The following is an 18,446-nucleotide window of genomic DNA, read 5'->3' on the forward strand; positions in this document are numbered from 1 at the left end:
ACCCGTGCCGTCAGGCTCTACCTGGTGCGTCTTTCGGTGACTGTTGGATTTCGCGTTCCCTAGCACGCTCATCGCCCGCACCCGGCCTCACTGCCTGTTCGTGTTCCTACGGTCGTGTCTTTGCTACACCCTGCTTTCAGCGTGGCCTCACGGCTTCCACCTTGGGTGTCGCTACGCTTCGTGTCACTCGCTGCGGTTACCTCCTTTCAGGTAACAAGTACATGCCCATGTCGGGCACACTAGGGTCCGCTGTGCGGACCGAACCGCCGTGGGACCGCACCGCCGGGACCGAACCGCCGGTGTTGGCCACGAGGGGTGGTCCGCGCAGCGGACCCTACGGCAGCGGCGAGCGCAACCCCTGGATAAGCGCAATATAATCCGGGTCCTCCTGGGCGATCACCCCGTGGCGAATCAGGAAGTCGATCACCACCAGGTTGCAGTTGAGCTTGAACTCGTCGGTGTCGCGGACCAACCGCGCCACTTCGGCCGCCGGCAGGAGGGTGAATGACTCGACCTCGCCGTCGGTACAGTGCGGCACGAAGGATTCCGGCAACTCCAGGTCATAGCAGTACATCAGGTCTGGTTTCAGCCCCCGCGCGGCATCACGGCAGTAGGTGATGGCGCTGACGGGCACGGCCTGATCCGCGATGGCGGTTGGAATCGCCGCCTCCTCATGACACTCCTTGCGCAGATTGTCCCGCAGGCTGACCCCGTAGGGCAGGCCGCCCGCGACCAGATTATCCAGATGCAGCGGCGACACGCGCCGGTTGGCCGACCGGCGCCCGACCCAGAGTTGGATCTGGGTCCCGGGATCGCCGCGCCCGGTGCGCACGAAGCCGTTCAGATGCTGCCCGAAGGCGCGGACGCCGAACCAGGGTGCCGCCGCGCGGTCGATCAGACAACGCGCCTGATCGCGCCGGTTCGGGGTCACGGCATAGGGTTCGCCCTGCAGTGGCTCGATCAAACCCGCCGCCACCAGGATGTCGACCACCCCCGCCAGGACCGCGGAGCGCGCCGCCATGCTGTCCGGTGCGCCGTACCAATCGACCCGTACATCATCGACATGGAACTGATCCGGCCAACGCTTCAGGTGCGTCGCCAGGGTGCGCCGTACCGCGCCGACGCGCTCGCCCGCCAGCATCCAGGGGAGAAAATCGGTCGGGTTGCAGGCGTTGCAGGCCCGGATTTTATCAAGATAGCTCATGAATGTGCCTTGGCGTCATCCCATAGACGCTCCATCTCGGTGCGCACCTCCGGGCCCGGCCGCGCACCCTGTGCGGCGAGCCCGGCTTCGATGTGCGCGAAGCGCCGCTCGAAACGCTGGTTCGCGGCCCGCAGTGCCTGTTCGGCATCGACCCCCAGATGGCGCGCCAGGTTGACGCAGGAGAACAGCAGATCGCCGACTTCGTGTACCCGCTCGGTCTGATCCGTCTGTTCGGGAAGGGTCGCGTGACATTCGTCCAATTCCTCGCGCACCTTGTCGAACACGCCGGCGATGGTGTCCCAGTCGAAGCTCACCGCGGCGGCCCGCCGCTGGAGTTTCTCCGCCCGCACCAGGGCCGGCAGCGCCGCGGCGACGCCCGCCAGGACGCCTTGCGCCTGCGCCGTGCGTCCGCGCTCCGCAGCCTTGGCCTGCTCCCAATGGTGCCGCACCGCCGCCGCGTCGCTCAGGTCCGCGTCGCCGAATACATGCGGGTGGCGCCGGATCAGCTTGTCGCAGATGGCGCGAACCACATCGGGAAAGGCGAAGGCGCCCTGCTCCTGCGCCATGCGCGCGTGAAAGACCACCTGCAACAGCAGGTCACCCAGTTCATCGCGCAGGTCCTCCAGGGTGCCGCTCTCGATGGCCTCCGCGACCTCATAGGCTTCCTCCAGGGTGTAGGGCAGGATGGTGCTGAAGGTCTGCGCCAGGTCCCAGGGACAACCGTCGGTCGGGTCGCGTAAGCGGGCCATGATGGCCAGCAGGGTATCAATAGACGTCTGATCAGACATGGGATCGAGTCCGCGTGGTGTCCGGCGATCCGGGATTCAGGGCCGCGCTGCTCATGGCGCCTGCTTGACGACAGGGACCAGCCGGCTGTCGGCCACCTCGCTGAACTTAGCGCAATCCCCCGGTGCGGTATTGAACCGGTTGAGTGTGTCCAGGGTGCACCGCCCCGGGTCCGCGACCTCGATGCGGCTGATCTGCTGGCATTGGAGCCCTTGAAAGGTGATTTCGCGATAGCTCTGCTCGCTCGGCCGCAGCTCCGAGAAGCTCTTGGTCTGGGTGTCGTAGGGCACGTTGCCGTCGATGATCGGCGTGAGTCGGAAGGACAGTTCGCTGATCTTGTAAGGCAGGTTGTTGGTCAGTGTGATGCCGAACTTGCAGGCATTCGGGAACGATTTGCGGGTATGGACGCTCAGTACCGCCGCCGGGCGGGTGCCGCGGGTGACCGGCGGGTGCTGCTCCAGGTCGGGCGGCGCGGCGGCCGGGGCCTTGGACATCAGGCCGATATCCGTGGCCATATCCGCGCAGCCGGCGGTCAGCAGAAGCAGCATCAGACCGGGCGCGCCGAGGACCAGGGCAGTGGATGGATTGGCTCGAACAACGGACATGACACGACCTCCAGCGGGACTTCGACAGGCTCCGGCAGGCGCGGCGCGACCGGACCGCGGCCGTCAGAACTGTCCGGTGCGCAGCAGCACCAGGGTACAGGCGTGCTCGTGGGGGATGCCGGCCAGATGCAGCGCGGTCTCCAACTCATGCGATTCGGCGCCCGGATTGAGGATCACCCGCTCCGGCCGCAGGTCCACGATCGCCTGGATCTCGTCATGAACGCGGTCCGGACCCATGTAGAGGGTGAGGGTATGGACCGGACCCTCGATCGCCGTCAGCCGATGGACCACCGGGATATGCTCGATCTGGTGCGCTTTCGGGTGCACCGGAATCACCCGATAACCCTTCTCCTTGAGGAGCTTCACCGCCTGGAAGGAATAGCGCACCGGCTTGGGGCTGGCCCCCAGCACAACGACTGTATGATCCTCTGGTTTGCGTAGCCTGTGCACCCCTTTACCCCCTTGCCGGAAAACCGGCATGTTAGCGGAAGCAGCAACCGCAGGTCCATGCCGGCAGCAAGACTGATGGTGGATGCGCTGCGCTAATCTACGACGAAAACCTGCTCCACTGTAGGGTGGATAAGGCGCGCCGCTCACTGTTGAGAACCTGGCACGTCGGTCGCGCGCGCCGCATCCACCGGCCGCGCTGCCACGCTGGCCAACGGTCATCATTTAGAGGAAGACGCAATGTGTGGACGCTTCATCCAGTGCTCTGACCCCCAGACCTATGCCGACGCCTTCGACCTGGCGTGGCTCGCCGCGTCGGCGGCGGAGGTGCGACCGCGTTACAACATCGCCCCGAGCCAGAGCATATTGGTCATCCGCGTCGGCACCGACGGCAAACGGCGCCTGGACCCCGTGCGCTGGGGGCTGGTTCCGGCCTGGTCGAGCGGCCCGGATAACCGCTACTCCATGATCAACGCCCGCGCCGAGACCCTCGCCGAGTGGCCCGCCTACCGCACCGCGTTTCGCGAGCGCCGCTGCCTGATCCCGACCGAGGGCTTCTACGAATGGCGTACCGAATGCGCCAGCCGGCAGCCCTACCTGATCCGCCGGACCGACCGGCGGCCCTTCGCCATGGCCGGACTCTGGGAGCACTGGGCCGGCACCGCGCAGAGCGGCCCCATCACGTCAGTCACCATCATCGTTACCGCCGCCAACGCCGCCATCGCACCAGTCCACGACCGTATGCCGGTCGTCCTGAATCCCGCGCACCATGCCGACTGGCTCGACCCCGCCAAACGCGACACCGCCGCGCTGCACGACCTGCTCCAGAGCGCCCCGGCCGCCGACTGGACCTTGGAACCGGTCAGTCGGCGCGTCAACCATGCCCGTGACGACGACCCCGGGCTCATCGAGCCGCTGACGGCGGATTCGATAAAATGATTGACAGCACAGCCGATCACCGGCATATTACCGCGCTCAGCGACGGCCGTCTTAGCGGCTCCGTCCACGATCAATCAGCACGCAGGCATGCGCGGCTGGATAAGGCCTCCACGGACGGGGCACCCCAGATAAGCGCCCGTAGCTCAGTTGGATAGAGCACCTGGCTACGAACCAGGGGGTCGGGAGTTCGAATCTCTCCGGGCGCGCCAATTAAGACAACGGCTTAGACTCAATTGGGTCTAGGCCGTTTTTGTTATTACGCTCAAGGCTCAAAATTGCCCGCACTCCCCCGGCCGCTTGGGGTTGGTCTCGAAGGCTTGGTTGATGCCGCGCGTCCCTTCGGCACACGACCGTTGGCCGCCAGTCGCTGTCTTGATTCTGGTGTCGATAATTCAGGATCAGCCTCCAGGCCTCCGCTCACAGACCGATGGACGGTAGCCCTGTAGTATGTAGGGGCGGCCCCGCAAAATCGACCGGAAACGCTCGGAAAAGCGGGCGATTACCGCTTCTGCCCTTCTTGGCGGAACCGTAGATTGCAGCACTACCAAGGCAAGAGTGACCATGCCCACAATCACCCTGCACGATGTCCCGGAAACGCTCCATCAACGGTTACAGCAGCGGGCGTCCATACACCATCGGCCCATCGACAAAGAGGTCATTCTCCTGTTGGAACAGCTTCTGGCGAAGGGCGCCGCACCGGCCCCGCAGTCACCCGAGGAGCGATTTGCCGCGATCATGGAAATCAGCCGACGCTGTGCTGCATTACCGGATCTCGACCCGCGAAATGCGGACGAGATCGTCGGTTACGACGAAAACGGCTGGCCCGCGTAAGCCGCAGAGCGAGACGTACACGATCATTGATACCTCAGTAACGTAGGGTGGAACAAGCGCAGCGGTTCCACCCATCCCACGCGATGGCACCAACCGATGAGCGATTACCGCAGAGTCTATCAGCCCGGCGGCCACTATTTCTTCACGCTGGTCACCCACAATCGCCTCACGAGGTTCTCCGATCCACACGAAATCGAGCGATTACGAGCAGCATTCCGGCATGTCAAAGCACAACATCCTTTTTCCATCGAGGCCATCGTCATCCTACCCGATCATCTTCATGCGCTCTGGACGCTGCCCACCGGTGATGATGATTTTTCGCTGCGTTGGCGATTAATCAAGCATAAGTTTTCGGTTGGCGTTGAGGCCCCGGTGAACCATCGCGGAGAAAAGTCGATTTGGCAGCGCCGTTATTGGGAGCATCTGATCCGGGACCCGGATGACTGGGAGAAGCACCTGGACTACATTCATTACAATCCCGTCAAGCACGGCTATGTCGGCCGTCCGCGCGACTGGCCTTACAGTTCCTTCGCCCGTTGCGTCGAGCGAGGTTGGTATAGTCCAGAGTGGGGCGCCACCTGTCCGGCGATCATCCAAGGTATGAACCCCGAATGATTTGTGGCGGGTGGAAGGGTGGAACCGCTGCGCTTGTTCCACCCTACAGAACTACAGAACCAAAGCGCATGGTCACACCGTAGGGTGGAACAAGCGTAGCGGTTCCACCCCATGCCACTAACCCGACCTACGCGGCGCGGGCAACGGACGACGGCCGCAACAGGGATTCAGGACGAAAATCCGCATCCAGATGCAGATCGGCCGGTGTGATATCCAGCGTGGCACATTGGGACAAGAGCGTTGACAGTGCTTCGTAGTAGCCCATCAGACGCCCTTCGTCATAGGCGGGAAGCCGACCCGGCGCCGGGCGCCGCGTCGAACGCCATGCGGATGTCGGGCGCGCAGGTGGATGAGGCGCTGGCGCGACTTTCCCCCGCGGCCAAGGCAATTGCCATACGAGTTGCAGCAGCATCTTGATGGGTCGCGCCAGCAAATCGTTGTCAACTCAAACGCGCGGCGCCGACAAGGCTCCAATCTTGTCATGCTTTCGTGCCGGGTTTCGCGTGCTCCGATCCGGCGGTCCGCATCAAGCAACCCAAGTCGAGACCTTCCAACTCCTGCGGTGCGGCAATCAAATCCGGAACCGGAAAGAGGGGACTCCCAGGCGACCACAGCTCGGTACTGTCCGGGTGCTGCTCAAAATAGTCGGGGTCGGTGGTGACACGCACCGGCCCCGCCATGCCGGGCGCCAGCCAGGACCAGTCCCGAGACCCGAGTACCTTGGAGGCGACACCCGGCGGCAGTAGCTCAGGGTGTCCCAACAGAGTGCCAAGCTCCGCCAACCCATAAGCGGCGGGCGAGCGCTGCGGCTCATCCAACTCATCCTCCGTCACCTCGTCGAGGTCGAACCCGGCCTGCTCGGCAGCCGTCAGCCCGGATTCGATGTCCGTTACCAAATTAGCCCTGGCCAGCTCGCGATCCGCCGGACGCCCCAAACTGACTTCTGTAATGGCCCGGGGCAGGCGAGCCAGGATGGGTTGGAGCCGGCCGACGAAACTCTGGAACAGGTTGATACGATGGCGCAGGGCGTCGTAAACGTCCGCCTCCACGGTGTCCTGATAGTGCAGGTTGATGATGCGAATCTCGGGGTGTTCTTGTCCCAGGCGGTCGATACGCCCGATCCGCTGCTCGACCCGCATGGGATTCCAGGGCATGTCGTAGTTCACCAGGGCGCCGCAAAACTGGAAGTTCAGGCCCTCGGCCGCTGCATCCGTGCAGACCATGATCTCGGCACGGCCCTCCCGAAAGCGTTGCTTGGTCGTCTCTCGCGAGATGACCTGCCAGTCGCCCGCGGGGGTCGGAACCTCGCCGCCGCGACCGGAAAAGCAGATCACCCCGGCCCCCAGGGCCTCGGCGATGCGTCCGCGCAGAAAATCCATGGTGTCGGTGTACTGGGTAAAGACCATGGCCTGCTGGTAGCCCTGTTCGCGCAGCTCGCGCAGGACCTCGATAAGAACGCCGGCCTTGGTGTCATGGGGCAGGCGCTTGGCCGCGGCCAACAGTGCCCGGATGTCGCCTGTCTCTTCCAAGGCCAGTGCGCGCTGCTCCAGGTCGACGGCCTGGTCCGTATCCATTGCCTCGTCCGCCAATTCGTCGTCCGGCATGTCCTCATCAATGGCCGGATTGGCGTCTTGACCTGGGGCCATCTGACCCCCGACCGATGCAAGACGCCGGTCCAACGTCTTGATCAGGGCATGGAAGCTGCTGGCCAGACGGCGGCGATAGATGGTCATCACGAAGCCCACGGCCGTACGCTCCTGGGCCGCGGCGTTGTTGTAGGTGCTCCCGATGTAATCCTCCACCTGCTCATAGACGTAGCGTTCCGCTGCGGTCATCTCGACGAAGCGGTCCTCCACCCGGCGCGTGGCAATCGGCGTCTTGAGCTTGCCGGCCGCGTGATAACGGCGCAGTAGCTCCCGCGTGTGGCGCGAGACCAGGGCACGCAGGGGCGTATTGAGTTTCATCAACTGGACCGCCGCCTCGCGCTCGGCGGTTTCGAGCTGCTTCAAGGGGATCGAGGCAGTATCCCGCAGCGCCTTAAGAACCTTGCGGACCTTGAGTTTGCTCAATCCCGGCAAGCGGCGCATGGCCGCGTCCTCGGCCATCGCACCGTAATCCCGCTCCGCCGCCCGAAAGAGGCTCGCCATCTGCCGCAGTTGGTCGTGGGAGGGATTGGGTCGGGCGGCGTGGTCGAAGAAGTCCAGGAACGCCTGGGGGTGCCACTCGGTCGGCAGGCCCAGCAAGGCGAGCAGGTCCCAGACCTCGATCGGACTCACCTGCATCGGTGTGGCCGTGAGCAGGATCAGCCCCGCGGTCCGCTCCCGCAGGGCCTGCATCAGCCGCAGGAGTTGGTTTGGACGTTGGTCCGTGCCCAGGCCGCCGCCCGCACGGCGTGCGTGGTGGGCCTCGTCCAACACCACCAAATCCCAGGGGTCGGCGCCCGCCAGCAGTTCCGCCGCCCGGTCGCGGCGGCGCATCAGGTGGCTGGAGGCGAGCACAAATGGCTCGCGATGCCACTCCTTGGGGCCGACCAGGCGTTGCGCCTCCCCCTGGAGCCCTGGGGACTGCAACCAGCACAGCCGCTGCCCGTCATAGATGGGCCAGTTCAGGTTGAACTTCTCGCGCAGTTCAATTTGCCATTGGCGCAGCACCGCCTTGGGTGCGAGCACCAGCATGCGCTTGGCCCGGCCGGCGAGCCACGCCTGGCGCAGCAACAGCCCGGCCTGGATGGTCTTGCCCAGTCCCACCTCGTCGGCAATCAACAGGTGCGGCGGCCAGTGGCCATAGAGGCGCTGGAAGGCGCGCGCCTGATGGGGCCAGGGCGTCACCGCGCTGGTCGCCTCCCCGACCCGCTCCCCGCCGTCGGGAAAGCCGGGGGCATGACGGATATAGCCCCAAATCAGACGCCGCTGGTCCAAGTGAGGTCCGGGCGGCTCGACAGTGATGGGGGCCGGCTCGGTGGGCGGCTCAACGTCGGCATGGGGCCTCTTGAGGCGACCAGGCAAGTCGTCCTTGGGCAGAAACTTGAGCAGTTCCAGGCGCACCGCCGCCGGCACGTCCATGACGATGGCACAGGTGGCCCGGTCAGCCCAGAGCCGCGCAAAGCTCTCCTCTTCGGCCTGCACATGCGCCGTCCCGCCGGTCCAGGTGGTATAGACGTGGAAGCTCTCCCAGTTATGCTTCCAACCGAATTCGGTCTCGTTGATGCTGCCGCAAAAGGCGAGCCGGTTGCCCGCGCCGTCTTCCACGATGCCGGCCTTCTCGTGAAAGAGCCCAAGCCCGGCGATGGGCCTGCGCCCCTCATCGCAGGGCACGGCGACCTTCACGTCCAGGTGGCCCTTGGCGACCATCCAGGCCAGCAGGGCCAGGGCATCGATCGCCGCCGGGTCCGCGGCCCCCAGCGGCTCGGCCAGGAGTGCCGCCTCCACCGTGTCGCGCAGATCTGCGCCCTGCTGGATGGCCGCCAGGTCTTGGGGCTTCAAGGTGCAGCCCACCACCAGGCGCATGCGGCCACCGTTGCGGACCAGGCCCTCGATGCCGCGGGCGGCGAGCGCCAGGGCGTAGGCGGAGAAGTAGCCGGTGGAGCGGTCATAGCGTACCGCGCATTCGAGGGCCGGGACGTAGAATCCCGTGACCAGGTCGCACTGTTCGGGGCTGTACTTGGTCAGCCAGGCACTGGCCGTCAGGAGCGGTTGCGAAGGGTCCATGTGGCGATCGTCGGTCAGGCGTGTGGCCCTGCCGCGGACTCCAGTTGATAGGCCGAGTCGAAGACCTCTTCCCAGGTCAACTGCTTGATATCCGCGACGCGCCCCATCTCGGCCTCGGCATTGCGTTTGGCCATGATGAAGGCTTTACCCCAGAGGTCGCGGATCACCCGCTCGTTGAGGCTGGGCGTCTCCTCGCGGATGTCGGCAATCTCGTCGCGAGCATCCGCGATGCTCGTGACCCAGCTCAATGAGCGACGCTCGGGCTGGGTCCGCCACTTGATAATGTGGAGCATCAGGCGGACCAACTGGCTCTTCAATGCACGTCGTTCGGACTTGGACAAGGCTTCGATCAACTCCTGAATGCCCATAGTGGCCTCGGTGACTCGGCCGGTTTGCAGCGCCTCTTGGATCGCCACCGCGGTGCGATAGGGCGAGTCGCTCGCCAGGGTTTGCCAGTTCATGATGATGACTCCTCTACAGTCCATAACGAGAGTTGGGTCGGCTTGTCCACCCGGTCGGCATAGGCCAGCCGGCGCAGGTTCTCCAGAACCTCGAAGTCGCTGGCGGAGGGTAGCACCGCCTCGGCCGGGTCGAAGCCGGTGAAGGCGCGCGACGGCGGCAGCACTTCCAGCACCGCCTCCAGGGCGGACAGGAAGAGCGGTTCCTGGGTTACTTTGGCGCGCTCCAGCAGGTCCTGGGCGGCTTGAAGGCTGCGCGTGCGGCCAAGGTGGGCGGCGTGGTGGATGGCGTCGATCCAACCGCGGGAACCGTCGGCCGGACCCAGGGCGCCCTTGGCGGCGCGCATGGCGCTGTCCCAGAGGATGACGTTGCTGGCCTTCTTCTCGGCGACTCGTCCGATCACCTCGCGGTCCATGTCCAGCCCTACCACGCGTGCCAGACGCAGCCCTTCGTCGTAAGGGAATTGGGGGGCCTGGAAGGCGTCCCAGGCGAGTACGAACCACTCGGTGAGCGGGTCCAACTCGGCCTGGCGCTGCATGTGGGTGAGGCTCTCCATGCGCCAGCGTTTCACCTCCCGGCGTGCCGCGTCCAGGGCATCCTCGGGGGTCGCGAGATAGGGGTCCCAGGCTTCCTCGAACAGGTCAGCCTGGCGTTGCCGGCGCTTGGCCTCGGGCTGCGGGCGCGGGGTTCCGCGGCGCACCGGCCAGTGGCGGGAGAACTCCTCCAGTGCCGGTCCGAAGCAGGAGAGATAGAGATCCACACCGCGGATGCCGGCGTCCTGGAAATCCTTGATGCGGTTGCGCACCGCCGCGCGGACTCGGGGCTCCAGGTCCTCCCAGTAGAGTGACTCCTGCGCCTCGCCGCGCTCGGCGCGGGGGCGGCAGATCAGGAAGATGGTGCTGTTGGCGGCGGACTTGTCCTTGATGTGCAGCGAGCCCTCGGCCTCGGTGTTCACCGGCCAAGATGCGGTGATGACAAAGCCGGCCTCCATCAGGCCCTTGGTGAGCGCATCCCAGGCGCCGGTGGCCTTATGGGTGAACATCAGGGTCATGATCCCATCGGGCTTCAGTACGCGTCGGCACTCGGCGAAGATGGCGGCCATGCGCTCCCGGTAGTCCTGGTTGGCCAACTCCTTGGGGGCCTTCTGATCGCGGAACTTGGCCGGGTTGGCAACCGCCTCGTGCTCCTTGTCCGTGAGTGTGCGGCGAAACAGTTCAGGGTAGACATAGCCCGCGGTGCGCTTGAGCCAGACATAGAAGAAGTCAGACAATTCCGCGTACATCACGTTGTCGTAATAGGGAGGGTCCATCACAACCAGGTCCACGGCACCGTCCACGATGTGGTCCAAGCTGTCGCCAGACTTGCAGGTGATGGTTACCGAGGACGGTTTGAAGGACGGCGCGGCGAACATGTCCGCGTGACGGCTGTCTTTCTTTGCGGCCTTGACGTCGATGTCGGGGCGGACCAAGTCCACCAGTTCGCCGATGCACTTGGCGGTTTGTTCAATGGCCCAGTCATAGCCAAGGCCGACGATGAGGGGGGCCATTTCGGCATAGGACCAGTTGAATGCGAAGTTGTGGCGGTTAAATGTGTTCGCGACCACTTCGCGCGTTGGCATCCAAATGGACATGCGGGAGCTGTAGTTCAGCAACTTGTCCAGCGCTAACGCGAGGTAGGCAAAGGCAGCCTTGGTCGTGTCTGTCAGTGCGCCCGTGGTTTGGTCTGATTCCAGAAGTTCCCGAAAGACCTCAACGCCAATGCCGTGGCACAGTAACTGCCTCGGAGAAAATACGTCGCGCCAGAGATACATCCCGTACATCCGATGTCCCCTGTCGTAGTTGGACGGGTCTCCGATCGCCTCTGTCGGAACCAGGTCCAAAGCCTCCCACTCCGGCATTTTCTCCGCCAGGCGCTCGGCGATCAGGTCGGATACGTCGTCCTCGGGCCGCGGGGCACGGTAGCCGCGGACCCACTTCTCGCGCTTCTTGCCGGTCTTGGTGGTGGTCCAGGTGCGGCGCTTGTAGACCACCGCATAGAGCTGCTCCCCCATCCGGCCCCCCTGGGCCTGGCGCTTAATCTCGTCGCCATCCACCACCCGATCGCAATCCGGGAAGGGGCAATGGGCATCGCCGCCGGTCACAGTGCCGGCGGATTGTTCCTTCGTACGGCTGACGATCTCGAATCCGCAGCGCCGCTGCCCGGCCTGGGTGTAGGGTAACAGGCGCACCCCGCTCCCATCCGAGGCCAGGCGCCAGTTGGGCGAGAGTGGAATCAGGCCGTCGCAATAGGGGCAGGTGATGGTCCGAGCCCAGATGTAGGTCGTGTCAATCTGATCTGGTGCGTATGGCTGAGGAAACAACGCAGCCTGGCGGGCCTCAACCTCGGCACGCCACACATGACTCAGCCTGAGATATTCCCGGTGGACGTTAAGCCCGAACCGGAGGGGCCAATCTACCGTTGCGCGCAAGAGGAGCGCCGCGACGGGGTTCAGGTCGTTGGCGAGGGTGTTGAGGTTTAGCCGCGTCGCTTCAAAGGGGATGCTGCCGCCGCCCGCGGTGGGGTCCAACACGGTCGGACTATCCATTCCAAGGCGACGAGCCTCATACCTGAACCATTCAAGGTCCTCTTGTCCAGGCAAGTAGCCGAAGGCCCGTTTGTATCCGTAGGGGTCCTCGACACGCTCACCCTTTCTTACAGCGCGGTCCATCGCTGCCCGAGCAGCCATCGGGTCCCCATGAATCCCCAGCACACGCATGAACCGCTGCCGATCCGCGTCCGCCGGCAGCAGTGCGGCCAGGATGGCGGCGCGGGAGGCGACCAGGGGTCGGCGTGCCCACCAGACGTGCAGCCGGTTGGGCGCCGGGAAGGGCGTCATGGGCGTGCGCTCGCGCAGGCCCTCCAGTCCGATCTCGGCGATGGGCAACCAGGTCTCGATCAGGCGTGTGGTCATGGGGCGTTCAGCGCTCGGCGGCCTTCCAGTCTTCGATGGACAAGTGCGCAACGCGCCTGAATTCCGCCGTATTGTTGGTGACCAGGGTCAATCCGTTCGCGATGGCAATGGCCGCGATCATTGTGTCATAGGGTCCGATGAGACCACCGGCGCGGGACAACTCGGCGCGTATGCGTCCGAGGATGTCAGCGCACCGGTCGTCGAATTCCAGGGATGGAAAGCAGCGGAAAAAGGCGCGCTGGGCGCGCAGGGTGCGTTCCGGGTCCTGACTCTTGTAGGCGCCGTACAGCAACTCCGATTTGACGATGGAACAGAGATAGACATCGCCGGGCTTGGTCGCCCGCAATCGTTCACGGATGGCGGGTGTCCCGCGCTTGAGGTAATCGATGCAGGCGTTGGTATCGAGCAACCAGCTCATGGGAATGGCTCGCGCGTCGGATGCTCGCCTTGGGTCTCGCGCTCGGACAGGTCCGGGATGCTCCCGGCTGTCTGTTCAAAGAAGCCCGTCGGCCAGTCGTCGCGGATACTTTCGGTCAGCGCGGGGACCGGCTCCTCGTCCAATGCCAGAAACACCACCTCGACGCGACGGCGGCGCATGGTCGGCGGTACGGATAAACGGTCAGGTACGGCATCGTAGACTAGGCGGATCGCATTCATTTGTTCCTCCTCTGTGGCAAAGACTCAGTGAAGCAGGTTGGGATGCATAATGCTTATCCACCCGACGACTCGCGCGCGAGGCTGTCGTCATCCACGACAAAGACGTCCACACCTTCGTGGGCCAGGGTATGAAGAAAATCGCGTCTGTTCATCCCCGCCAGCTCGGCTGCACGCTCCTGCGACATCAGACCGCGTCCATACCAATGGATCGCCGCGGCCAGCTTTAACTCGCGTCCGAGCTCGGTCGGCGAACGCCGCAGGGCGGACAGCGCGGAATCGGGGATGGCCAGGGTCAGTGTCGGCATTACACTCTTTCCTCAGCGGGGCGGGCGATATATCCCGTCCCTCATATTTCGGGGCGCCCACCGAAGCCTGTGGTCGCACGCGACATTGAAAAAGTTCCGCACGGGACGCGGGCCTCGAACGGCTCCACGGCCGGCGGCCTGCGACTTTGGCAGGATAGCCGCGGCGCCGGCTGCAGACACGGCAATCTTCGCCTACACTGATTGTTGTAACGGTTTGCGGCGACCTCGGGACCTGGGCCACCAGTCGCAAGCCCGGACGGTAGAGAGGCCCCGCTGCCGCTCCCGACCCCAGCAGCCCCATCATGCACCCCGCCGCGCTTGCCCTCAATCAAACCCGGCAGGACAGCCGCGGGGCGGATTGCCGATGCTGGCGTGTTGGCCTAGACTGGCCGCGTAACGGTCGGTTGCGAGGTCGGGATCTGGCGCACCAGCAACCGACTTGGATCGGGGCGAGGCCCCGCCCCTGATCCCGCCTCCCGTCCCACATTTCCCCAAGCGTATTTTGCCGCAAATCCCGATGCTCGTTACCCACGAACGCGAAAAGCTGATCAACGCGATCCTGTACTTTGCCCACAACACCAGGTACCTGGGAAAGATCAAGCTGTTCAAGCTCCTATTTTTGCTCGACTTCGAGCACTTCCGGCAAACCGGGCGCAGCGTGACCGGGTTGGAATACCGGGCCTGGAAATTCGGCCCGGTCCCCGTGCAGGTGATGCAGGAGTGGGACGACCCGGAGCCAGACTTGGCTGCGGCGATCTCCATCCAGCCCGAAAAGGTGATCGACCACGTTCGCGAGACTGTCGTGCCCCGAGTCCCGTTCGACGATAGCCACTTTACCAGGCGCGATCTGCGCATTATGGACGAGTTGGTGGCGCAGTACCGCGACACTTACTCGCCGACCATGATCGATGTGACCCATGCCGAAAATGGCGCATGGGCCAAGACTTGGCAGGACGGCAAGGGCATGAACGAGCCGATCCCCTATCCTCTGGGTTTGGGCGATGACAGCCCGTCACGGGACGCCATCCTGGAGATCGCCAGCGAGTACGAGGCGATCCGCAAGCACCACGTTCGTCCGATGTTGCGGTTACCCAAGCCCCGAAGGGGCGTGACATACCAGCCCAGGGCAACGCCCTGGGTATGCAGCAAAACAGCGCCTAGCCCTGAAAGGGCGTGACATAAGGCGCCCCGCCCCTATGTCACGCCCTTTCAGGGCTGGACTTGCGGATACCGTCAACCCAGGGCGTTGCCCTGGGCTGGTATGTATGACCCCGTTGGGGTCGTGCGGCAAGTTAAGATGGGATAGGGTACCAGCACCGAGATTCCGCAGACCTGCTGAGGCGGCCCTCAAGCCTTGGGATCGATCAAGAGGAAGCGCAGTGCCATGAGCACGCGCCGGGGGTATTTGCGGTGCATGGCCATGCCGAGCCAGTAGGCGGCCTCCTCGCGGCCCATCGCTTCGATGCCTTCGGCGCAGGCGCGCATGTATTCGCGGTTGCGCATGGGGGCGAGGATGCGGAACAGGAGCCCCAGGTTGAGTGCGAAGTCCTCATCCAAGGGGAAGGTCTGGCGTTCGCCGACCAGGGTGCCGCCGAGCTTGATCCTGGCCTTGGCCAGGCGCCGCAGCACGCGATGTTCCACCAGGGCGAGGTTGCGCCCACTTAAGCCCGCGATGCGCACCGGGCTCTTGATGTGGGGGGTGGCCGGGGCCGGTACCTGCCAGACCTCCATCTCCAGGTTATCCGGCCCGTGGGTGCGGACCCACAGCTCATACCTGGGCATAGCGGCGGCCGGCCGCTCATCGGGCAAACGAGAGGGCAAGGCACTCATGCACTGCCCTCGGCGGTGATGGACACATAGGCCGCCCCGGTGCCGAAGCGGGTCAGACGCTCGGCGAGCTTCTCGGCGGTGTCGCCCGCGAGGGCGAGTCCGGCGTCATCAAAGCGGATGTCGAAGCGGGCTTCGACCACCTTTTCCTTGGCCGCGCGCAGTTGGGGGTCCAGGAAGTCCTTCACCGGTTGCGCATCGGTGGGCGGGCCGTTGAATTCGATCTCCAGGGTGCCGCCGTCCGTGGTCACATAGCTGCCGCTCAAGGCGACCTGTTTCGTGGCGCCCTGGACGGCCGCGACCAGACCCAGGAGGCGGAAGGCGTCGGTGGCGTCGAAGAGCCGCAACGCGATGGTGCGGATATGGGTGAACTTGCGTGCCCGCGCCCGCTCCCAGAGTTTGGTGAGGGCCTCCTTGAGGACGCCTTCCTCGGTCAGTGTCCCATCCGGCGGCGGCGGAGGTGGCGGCGGCGGAGGTGGCGGGTCCGGGTCCGGATCTGGTGGCGGCGGGGGTGGCGGTGGCGGAGGTGGCTCGGCCACCTTGGGCCAGATGCCGTTGGTCTTGGCGTAGGCGGAGGTATGGACGAAGGACTGCTCGTCGATATGGATGCTGGCCCAAGGATCGCCCATGCCACAGGTCAGTTCGCCGCTTTGGTAGACGTACTCGCCCAGCTCGATGCCGCGGCGGATACCTTTCACGAAGCAGTCGTCGCCGACCAGGATGGGCAGCGCCGGGTCCCGCCGGAACTCGGCGCGCAGGGCGGCGGTGGTGAGGGTGCCTTTCTTGAGTGGGGTACGGTCGCGGATATAGGTTGGCGAATCCGGCTCGTCCTCGGGCAGGCGCAGCTTGTTGTTGGCGCGCAGCACCTCGATCACCTGCTTTTGGCCCTGCCCGGGCTTCTCGGAGGCACCCTGAACGTCAATGGCGGTGTGGGCGAGGTCAAGGTTGGCCCCGTCGATGCGGTGCTTGGAGGCATAGAACACGTGTCGGTAGCACTGCTGGATGGCCAGGGCCAGTTCCTGCTCGGAGCGTTGGTACCATTCCCTGATGCGGTCTTGCTGGTGGTCCGGGAATTCGTTGAGGCGTTCCGGGCGGCGCAGCTCGTTCAGTGCCAGGCGCCGGACCATCTTGTGCTTCATCTCCTCCTTGCGGGCCTGATCGGCCAGCAGGAAGACCAGGTTGTTGCGGTTTTTCCGCAGGCCCCCCGCCACGTCCTTGTACTCGTAGATACGGCCCACCAGTTCCGGGATCGCCACGTTGTCGCCCGCCACTTCCACCGCGTCGTAACCCAACAGGACCAGCGCCGGCTTGCCGTCGCCCGTATCGTCCGAGACCTCGTAGGGGCCGCCGGGGAAGGGGTAGAGGTTGAAGACGGTCCCGCCAAAGATGGACTTGATCCGGTCGTTGAGCTGGGCGCGGGCCTCCCCGGGGTCCGCCTGGTGCTCCTGTCGGCGCAGGATCTGGGTCAGATTAGCCTCGGCGGAAAAGCGCAGGGGCACGTTCGGACGGTCGTCCAGATAGGCCGAGCCCTGCACAAATCGCCGCCGGGCGTCGTCGATAAAACTGAGATCCGTGCCGGGCGAGAGGATGGAGTAGCGCAGTTCCTCGGGGGTCGCGCCCTTGAGATTTTCGTTGAAGGCCAGGGTGTGGAACAGGATCGCCCGACCCAGGTAGGAGCCGTAGGGGGCGAGCCCTTGGTAATGTTCGGCATCGAGCTGTTGGGCCAGGGCGCTCTGATCCCCGTCCACGGCGGCCACATCCGATTTGATGGCCGGTACGAACTGGCGCTGCCCCAGACGGGTGACGATCTCCTGGCGGATGGGTTCGAAACCCAAATCCAGATGGTGCAGGTGGATGGCGTAGGCGTCCGCGGGGCGCTGCTCCCACACCCTGGCCACGCTCCTGGCGAGCAATCGGAGCATGCCGCGCACCCGTTGGAAATTGCCCAGGGTGGACATCTTCTCGCGCAGGGTGTCGATCAACTCCGGGTGCAGAGGGTAACCTGCCGCGAAGGCTTCGAGCCGGGAATCACCAATGCCGGCGGGCGGCAGTTGGTCCCGATGCTGCTCCCAGAGCCGGCGATAGGACGCGATGACGACCGCGGCCCCGGCGTCGTCGATGCGGGTGAACAGCCGGCGGCGGAGAATCTTGACCGTCTCGTCCTCCTCAGTTGGATCGAGTAGCGCGGCCTTGCGGGCCGAGACGCTCTCCGCCTCCTCCATCTTGTCGGCGATGAACTGGTTCTCGTCGGTGTAGGCGTCGGTGGCCTTGCCGCCCTTGCCGATCGCGAGCGTATAGACCACGACGGCGTTGGGCGCGCTTTCCACGGCCTTGAAGAGGGCTGTGAGGAAGGCTGTGAGCTGGCCGCCCGCAGCCTCGCGCTCCCGCACCTTGAGCTTGCGCAGGTAGACCGACAATTCGTCGATCAGGATGAGCGTCGGCTCGCCGCCGAACAGCTCCTGGATGGTCGCGGCGCCGGGCGCCCCGCCCTCCTCGTCGCTGCGGCGCACCCGCTCGTAGCCTTCCCGGCCGGCCAGGGCATAGGCGATCTCGCCCCAAGGGGTAAAAGCGCGCAGGTCGGATGCCAGTGGACGCCCGTTCAAGGGGTCGGCGTTCTCGCCATCGAAGGCGGCGATCCGGACCCGAGCCCTGGGCAGCAACGCGGGGTCGAGAAATTCGTCGGCGTTCGGCACGCCGGCCATCCCGTTGATGGCGTGGGTGAGCGCGATCAGTGCATGGGTCTTGCCGCCGCCGTAGTTGGTGTCCAACCGGAAGATCGACGCCACCTGGTGGGGGTTGCCCGTCAGGCGCAGACAGACGTTGCGCAGCAGGTCTTGCAGCCCGCGGGTGGGGTGCGTGTTGGCGAAGAATCGGACCGGGTCCAGGTACTCTTTGGGCGCGTCGCCACGCAGCACCTGGGCGAGGTCCGCGGCGAAATCCGACTCCGAGATGGTCCCTTGGAGCACGTCCCGGCGCGGTTCGCACAGATCGAAAATGGTCGGCAAGGTCATTGTCCGTAAATTCCTGCAATCGGCTCGCGAACTCGGCGGAAGTCTATGGCTATGATACCTCTTAACTTCAGGCAGCAGTGATCGCGCCTGCATTTGCCCGCTT

At 64.8% G+C, this 18,446-nt stretch carries 17 protein-coding genes and 1 tRNA gene; 5 read left to right on the forward strand and 13 right to left on the reverse strand.

Translation table 11 applies throughout. The features are described from left to right. Positions 1 to 334: 334 nt before the first annotated feature. The 4 genes from QZY03_RS22350 to QZY03_RS22365 all read right to left on the reverse strand — a co-directional run bounded on the left by QZY03_RS22350 (position 335) and on the right by QZY03_RS22365 (position 3,006). A complete protein-coding gene (locus QZY03_RS22350; RefSeq protein WP_295584705.1) occupies positions 335 to 1,204 on the reverse strand; it encodes a DUF4743 domain-containing protein in 870 nt (289 codons plus the stop codon). Next, positions 1,201 to 1,992 carry a nucleoside triphosphate pyrophosphohydrolase gene (gene mazG, locus QZY03_RS22355; protein ID WP_295584706.1) on the reverse strand — a complete coding sequence of 264 codons (792 nt, stop codon included), beginning with the start codon at positions 1,990 to 1,992 and terminating at the stop codon, positions 1,201 to 1,203. Before mazG ends, QZY03_RS22350 begins: the two co-directional genes overlap by 4 nt. 51 nt (positions 1,993 to 2,043) lie before the next feature. Beyond that, complete coding sequence (locus QZY03_RS22360) at positions 2,044 to 2,595, reverse strand: hypothetical protein (RefSeq protein ID WP_295584708.1); 552 nt, start codon at positions 2,593 to 2,595, stop codon at positions 2,044 to 2,046. Between the two features lie 63 nt (positions 2,596 to 2,658). Continuing rightward, positions 2,659 to 3,006, reverse strand: a complete 348-nt coding sequence (locus QZY03_RS22365) for a CoA-binding protein (protein WP_295584709.1) — start codon at positions 3,004 to 3,006, stop codon at positions 2,659 to 2,661. Positions 3,007 to 3,282: 276 nt separating this feature from the next. Here QZY03_RS22365 and QZY03_RS22370 point away from each other — a divergent pair, with 276 nt between their 5' ends. From QZY03_RS22370 to QZY03_RS22385, 4 genes are all read left to right on the forward strand, one after another. After that, positions 3,283 to 3,981 carry an SOS response-associated peptidase gene (locus QZY03_RS22370; RefSeq protein WP_295584711.1) on the forward strand — a complete coding sequence of 233 codons (699 nt, stop codon included), beginning with the start codon at positions 3,283 to 3,285 and terminating at the stop codon, positions 3,979 to 3,981. Between the two features lie 132 nt (positions 3,982 to 4,113). After that, a tRNA-Arg gene (locus tag QZY03_RS22375) sits at positions 4,114 to 4,190 on the forward strand. Between the two features lie 352 nt (positions 4,191 to 4,542). Then, positions 4,543 to 4,812: a hypothetical protein gene (locus tag QZY03_RS22380; RefSeq protein WP_295584713.1), complete on the forward strand. Its 270-nt coding sequence runs from the start codon at positions 4,543 to 4,545 to the stop codon at positions 4,810 to 4,812. 96 nt (positions 4,813 to 4,908) lie between these two features. Then, positions 4,909 to 5,427 (forward strand): transposase, encoded by a 519-nt coding sequence (locus QZY03_RS22385; protein WP_295584715.1) that lies wholly within the window; start codon positions 4,909 to 4,911, stop codon positions 5,425 to 5,427. 127 nt (positions 5,428 to 5,554) lie between these two features. On the opposite strand, the gene QZY03_RS22390 is transcribed toward QZY03_RS22385, so the two are convergent. The 7 genes from QZY03_RS22390 to QZY03_RS22420 form a co-directional block, all read right to left on the reverse strand. Continuing rightward, complete coding sequence (locus tag QZY03_RS22390) at positions 5,555 to 5,692, reverse strand: hypothetical protein (RefSeq protein ID WP_295584717.1); 138 nt, start codon at positions 5,690 to 5,692, stop codon at positions 5,555 to 5,557. 214 nt (positions 5,693 to 5,906) lie between these two features. Next, positions 5,907 to 9,134 (reverse strand): helicase-related protein, encoded by a 3,228-nt coding sequence (locus QZY03_RS22395; protein ID WP_295584719.1) that lies wholly within the window; start codon positions 9,132 to 9,134, stop codon positions 5,907 to 5,909. 14 nt (positions 9,135 to 9,148) lie between these two features. After that, entirely contained in the window at positions 9,149 to 9,595 is a 447-nt protein-coding gene (locus QZY03_RS22400) for a DUF29 domain-containing protein (protein ID WP_295584722.1), read from the reverse strand. Then, entirely contained in the window at positions 9,592 to 12,543 is a 2,952-nt protein-coding gene (locus tag QZY03_RS22405; protein ID WP_295584725.1) for a DUF1156 domain-containing protein, read from the reverse strand. Before QZY03_RS22405 ends, QZY03_RS22400 begins: the two co-directional genes overlap by 4 nt. A gap of 7 nt (positions 12,544 to 12,550) precedes the next feature. After that, the gene (locus tag QZY03_RS22410; protein WP_295584726.1) at positions 12,551 to 12,961 is read right to left on the reverse strand and encodes a type II toxin-antitoxin system VapC family toxin; all 411 of its coding nucleotides are present in this window, start codon (positions 12,959 to 12,961) and stop codon (positions 12,551 to 12,553) included. Continuing rightward, complete coding sequence (locus tag QZY03_RS22415; protein ID WP_295584728.1) at positions 12,958 to 13,200, reverse strand: hypothetical protein; 243 nt, start codon at positions 13,198 to 13,200, stop codon at positions 12,958 to 12,960. The genes QZY03_RS22410 and QZY03_RS22415 overlap by 4 nt, the downstream gene beginning before the upstream one ends. 53 nt (positions 13,201 to 13,253) lie before the next feature. Continuing rightward, positions 13,254 to 13,505: a UPF0175 family protein gene (locus QZY03_RS22420; RefSeq protein WP_295584730.1), complete on the reverse strand. Its 252-nt coding sequence runs from the start codon at positions 13,503 to 13,505 to the stop codon at positions 13,254 to 13,256. A gap of 517 nt (positions 13,506 to 14,022) precedes the next feature. Here QZY03_RS22420 and QZY03_RS22425 point away from each other — a divergent pair. Next, positions 14,023 to 14,682, forward strand: a complete 660-nt coding sequence (locus tag QZY03_RS22425; protein ID WP_295584733.1) for a Panacea domain-containing protein — start codon at positions 14,023 to 14,025, stop codon at positions 14,680 to 14,682. Positions 14,683 to 14,852: 170 nt separating this feature from the next. Here QZY03_RS22425 and QZY03_RS22430 read toward each other — a convergent pair whose 3' ends face one another. Both QZY03_RS22430 and QZY03_RS22435 read right to left on the reverse strand, forming a co-directional pair. Beyond that, positions 14,853 to 15,335, reverse strand: a complete 483-nt coding sequence (locus QZY03_RS22430; protein WP_295584736.1) for a hypothetical protein — start codon at positions 15,333 to 15,335, stop codon at positions 14,853 to 14,855. Next, positions 15,332 to 18,343 (reverse strand): DUF499 domain-containing protein, encoded by a 3,012-nt coding sequence (locus QZY03_RS22435; RefSeq protein WP_295584739.1) that lies wholly within the window; start codon positions 18,341 to 18,343, stop codon positions 15,332 to 15,334. Before QZY03_RS22435 ends, QZY03_RS22430 begins: the two co-directional genes overlap by 4 nt. Between the last annotated feature and the right edge of the window lie 103 nt (positions 18,344 to 18,446).

The organism is uncultured Lamprocystis sp., assembly GCF_903933125.1.
Classification (GTDB): Bacteria; Pseudomonadota; Gammaproteobacteria; order Chromatiales; family Chromatiaceae; genus Thiodictyon.